Origin of the sequence: Nocardioides sp., assembly GCF_031422975.1 — a bacterium.
In the GTDB taxonomy this organism is placed as follows: Bacteria; Actinomycetota; Actinomycetes; order Propionibacteriales; family Nocardioidaceae; genus Nocardioides.
Map to the genome: position 1 here is coordinate 1 of NZ_JANPEO010000573.1, position 4,164 is coordinate 4,164.

The window sequence follows — 4,164 nt, forward strand, 5'->3', positions numbered from 1 at the left end:
GCCGCCGAGCGGCTGCACCTTGAGCACCGCGATGTCGGCGGCCTCCAGGTCGCGCACACGGTAGGGGTCCTCGGCGCGCCGGATCGACTCGTCCGCGGCGATGGGCACGTCGACGGCCCTGCGGACCGCGGCGAGCTCCTCGACGCTGACGCAGGGTTGTTCGACGTACTCCAGACCGCCCGCTGCCCGCTCCAGCAGCGTGATCGCGCGCAGCGCCTCGTCGAGGTCCCACCCGCCGTTGGCGTCGACCCGGATCAGCCCCGCCGGGCCCAGCGCATCGCGGACCGCTTCGAGCCGGGCGACGTCGTCGGCCAGCGTCTGGCCCCGCTCGGCGACCTTCACCTTCGCGGTGGTGCAGCCGCCGGCGCGGACGATCTGGTGCGCGCGCTCGGGGCTGCAGGCGGGCACCGTCACGTTGACCGGCACGGCAGCGCGCACTGGTATCGGCCAGTCACCGGCCGCCGCCTCGAGGGCGCACCGCAACCAGGGGCGGGCCACGTCGTCGCCGTACTCCAGGAAGGGAGACCACTCCCCCCACCCGGCCTCGCCACGGATGAGGACGCCCTCGCGGACGGTGATGCCGCGGAACGTCGTGCGCAACGGGATCGAGAAGACGTGCATCACAGGAGTGCCCTCAGCGCCTGGCGGTCGACCTTGCCGTTGGGCAGCAGCGGCAGCTCGGGGAGCACGACGACCTGCTGCGGCGCCCACGCTCGGGGGTGCACCTGGGCCACCCAGGCGCGCAGGTCGTCGCCCCGACCGACCACGAACGCCACCACCTGCGTGCCCCACTCGTCGTCGGGCACGCCCAGCACCTCGACGGCTTCGATGTCCGGGTGCTCGCGCAGCCTCGCGGCCACGGCCGGCAGGGGAACGTTCACCCCGCCGCTGATCACAACATCGTCGATCCGGCCCAGCACGTGCAGCCGCCCGTCCTCGTCGAGCCGGCCGGCATCCGAGGTGTGGTACCACCCGTCGACGAGCGTCTCCGCGGTCAAGGCCGGGTCGCTGTCGTAGCCGTCGAAGAGCGTCGGCCCGCCGATCCGGATGCGTCCGTCGGCGCCGATCGCCAGCGCCACCCCGTCGAGCGCAACCCCGTCGTAGACGCATCCGCCGGCGGTCTCCGAGGCGCCGTACGTCGCCACGAGCCGTAGCCCCTCGCGCTCGGCGCGGGCCCGGAGCGCCGGATCGATCGGCCCGCCGCCGAGCAGGATCGTGTGCATCGCTCGCAGCGCCGCGACCTGCGCGGGCTGGTCGAGGAGCCGGTGGAGCTGGGTGGGGACGAGGGAGGTGAACAGGGGCGGCCGGGCATTGGGCGCAGCCGCGAAATCAAGGCGGTCGACGCGTTGCGGCTGATGCCCGGCGAGCAGCGACCGGCAGATGACCTGGATGCCCGCGACGTACGACGACGGCAGCGCCAGCAGCCACTGCCCGCTCTCTCCCAGACGACGCGCGCTCGCCTCGACGGAGGCGACGACCGCGGAGCGGGAGAGCACCACGCGCTTGGGCTGGCCACTCGAGCCCGAGGTCTCGATCAGCAGCGGCGCCGGTTCGGCCGCCTCCAGCCAGTCGGCGAGCTGGGCGATCGCCACGGCCGCGTCGTCGGAGGGGCGCAGCAAGCTCACGCGAGCACGCTATCTCGGGGTCGAGGCGCGCCTCGTCCAGGTGCACGACGCGGCGCATCGTCGCCGCGCCACCGCCCCATGTGGTGCACCATGGATGCACTATGATGCACCACATGACGGACACCGCAGGCGAGACCTCGGCGGCGATCGGCGCCACCGTGCGAGCACAGCGGCACGCCCGGAATCTGACCCTCGACCAACTGGCGCTGACCACCGGCGTCAGTCGACGCATGCTCATCAACGTCGAGCAGGGCCGCGCGAACCCCAGTGTCGCCACGCTGCTGCGCATCAGTGACGCCCTGGGGATCGGGCTGCCCGCCCTCGTCTCGGTCCCCCGGCCCAAGCCCGTGAAGGTCACGCCCAACGGCCACGGAGCCGTGTTGTGGACCGGCCCGGGTGGCGGTCGGGGAGTCCTGGTGGCGGGCACGGAACCTCCCGACGTGCTCGAGCTCTGGGACTGGACCCTGGCCCCCGGGGACGAGCACGACAGCGAGCCCCACGCGCCCGGGACCAGGGAGCTCCTCCAGGTCCACGAGGGCCACGTCACCCTCGACGTCGCGGACGAGACGGTCACGCTCGAGCCCGGCGACTCCGTCGCGTTTGCGGGAGACGTGACCCACCGCTACGCCAACCAGCGGACGATCGCCGCCCGCTTCTCCCTCGCCGTCTTCGAGCCCGGAGTCGGCGCCAGCCCGAAGGCGAGCTCCGGGCATGCCTGACGTGCGGTCCCTCGAGGACTTCCTCGCGCGCGCTCGGGTCGACCCGGCCGTCTTCGACCTGCGGCCGGACTACCGCGCCCTGCTCGTCGCCGTCGACGACATCACGCCAGCCGCTCTCGACGCACGCAGCGAGGCCCTCGTGCGGCGTGCTGGGGACGTCGCACGAGAGCTCCTCGACAGCCGTCCGGTGGAGCAGCTCCCGCACGTCGCCGCGTGGCGAGAGGCCTACCGCGCCTTCGGCGCCAAGCCCCAGCGCACCCGCAACAGCCTCGAGGCGCTCATGAGTCGCGCCGCCGGCGGACTCCCGCGGGTCAACGCGATCACCGACATCTACAACGCGATCAGTGTCATCCATCAAGTGCCGCTCGGCGGCGAGGACCGTGACCGATACACCGGCGCGCCACGACTGGTCCGCAGCCACGCGGACGAGCCCTTCGACACCGTCGCCGAGGGGCGGGACGTGACCGAACATCCCGCAGCCGGGGAAGTCGTCTGGTGCGACGACGCGGGGGTCACCTGCCGCCGCTGGAACTGGCGTCAGGCCCGCCGCACCCTGCTGCACGAGGACACCTCGAAGGCCCTGTTCATCCTCGACGCCCTCGATCCCATGACCACCCTCGCCCTCGAGGCCGCCGCCGAGGACCTGCTGCACCACCTCGGTCCCGGTGTCGTGGCCTCCCAGCGGCTGCTCGCAGCCCCTTGAGTCCCCTTGCGGCGACGGACAGTGACGTTCGGCCCTTCCAGCCAGAGGTGATGAGCTGTTGTCTGGGAGGAGGCGAAGGCGACGGAAGGTGACTCGGTGAACGCGTGGGTCGATCTCTACTGGCTGCCCCTCGGCGCGGGCGGGCACTTCGTACGGTCGAACGGCCGCGTCTACGAGCGGCTGTCAGCGTGGCGCGAGCACCGCGCAGCCCTGGACCTCTACCACTCCGGCCTGATGGTGGGCCTCGACGGCGTGACCTACGCCGTCGAGATGGGACCGGTGTGGAACGTCCACGACAGTGCCCGCGGCGTCCTCTGCGAGGGGCCGGTCGGGTCGAGTCGCCTCGGCCGGCTCCGCGCCTTTCGCTACGAGGTGCGCTGCTGGCCCGGTGGCCTTCTTCCGGACGTCGCCGAGGCGGTCCACAGCCCCGTCCGCACCACGCAAGACCCGGCGCGGGTCGCGGCCCTGCTCGACGTTCTCACCGAAGTACCGGTCCTCACCTGGGGGCGAGACGAACTGGGCGCCGGCGAGATGTGGAACTCCAACTCCCTGGTCTCCTGGGCACTGGCGCGAACGGGCCACCCCATGGACGCGATTCGACCGCCACCCGGTGGCCGCGCTCCGGGATGGGACGCCGGGTTGGCGCTCGCCTCGCGCATGACCGCCCCCCTGCCTGCGTTCAGCCGCGAAGCCGCACGGACAGGCAGGTGACGCAGCCTTCGAGCTTCTCGAACTCCGTCACGTCCACGGCGACGACGCGCAGGCCGCGCGCTTCGTAGATCCGTCGGGTCCTCGGTGCGCTGGCCGACATCAGCACCGTGCTCTCGTCGAGCAGCACGACGTGGGCGCCGGGTTCCTCGGGGACGGCGAGAAAGCGCGACCAGACACTCGGGTCGTCGACCAGCTGCTCGAATCCCACGACGGCGCCGTCCGGCAAGGCGGTGACCGCCGACTTCAGGTGCAGCACCTTCGTCAACGCAACGCCGACCACCTGCGCACCCAGCGGCTCGAGGTGGCCGGCGAGCTGATCGACCCCGGCCCGGTTGGTGCGGCCCCCCCCCCCCCCCCCCACCGAGCCCGCGGGGGGGAGCACCGCACCCCCCGCAAGCCGCCCCGG

General features: G+C 72.7%; 5 protein-coding genes and 1 pseudogene. 3 read left to right on the forward strand and 3 right to left on the reverse strand.

Features of this window, described 5'->3' with window-relative positions:
• The coding region (locus RMO85_RS17160; protein WP_310529935.1) for an o-succinylbenzoate synthase at positions 1–621 on the reverse strand (621 nt) is incomplete at its 3' end.
• Complete coding sequence (locus RMO85_RS17165; protein WP_310529936.1) at positions 621–1,625, reverse strand: AMP-binding protein; 1,005 nt, start codon at positions 1,623–1,625, stop codon at positions 621–623. The genes RMO85_RS17160 and RMO85_RS17165, both read right to left, overlap by 1 nt.
• A 104-nt stretch (positions 1,626–1,729) precedes the next feature.
• Between RMO85_RS17165 and RMO85_RS17170 the strand changes: the two genes are divergently transcribed.
• The 3 genes from RMO85_RS17170 (at position 1,730) to RMO85_RS17180 (ending at position 3,758) form a co-directional block, all read left to right on the forward strand.
• Positions 1,730–2,344: an XRE family transcriptional regulator gene (locus RMO85_RS17170; protein WP_310529937.1), complete on the forward strand. Its 615-nt coding sequence runs from the start codon at positions 1,730–1,732 to the stop codon at positions 2,342–2,344.
• A complete protein-coding gene (locus tag RMO85_RS17175) occupies positions 2,337–3,047 on the forward strand; it encodes a phenylalanine--tRNA ligase beta subunit-related protein (protein ID WP_310529938.1) in 711 nt (236 codons plus the stop codon). Before RMO85_RS17170 ends, RMO85_RS17175 begins: the two co-directional genes overlap by 8 nt.
• 96 nt (positions 3,048–3,143) lie before the next feature.
• A complete protein-coding gene (locus RMO85_RS17180) occupies positions 3,144–3,758 on the forward strand; it encodes a hypothetical protein (protein ID WP_310529939.1) in 615 nt (204 codons plus the stop codon).
• Here the strand turns inward: RMO85_RS17180 and RMO85_RS17185 are convergent.
• Positions 3,727–4,164: pseudogene (locus RMO85_RS17185) on the reverse strand (N(G),N(G)-dimethylarginine dimethylaminohydrolase); the annotation flags it as partial. The gene RMO85_RS17180 and the pseudogene RMO85_RS17185 sit on opposite strands and share 32 nt — an antisense overlap.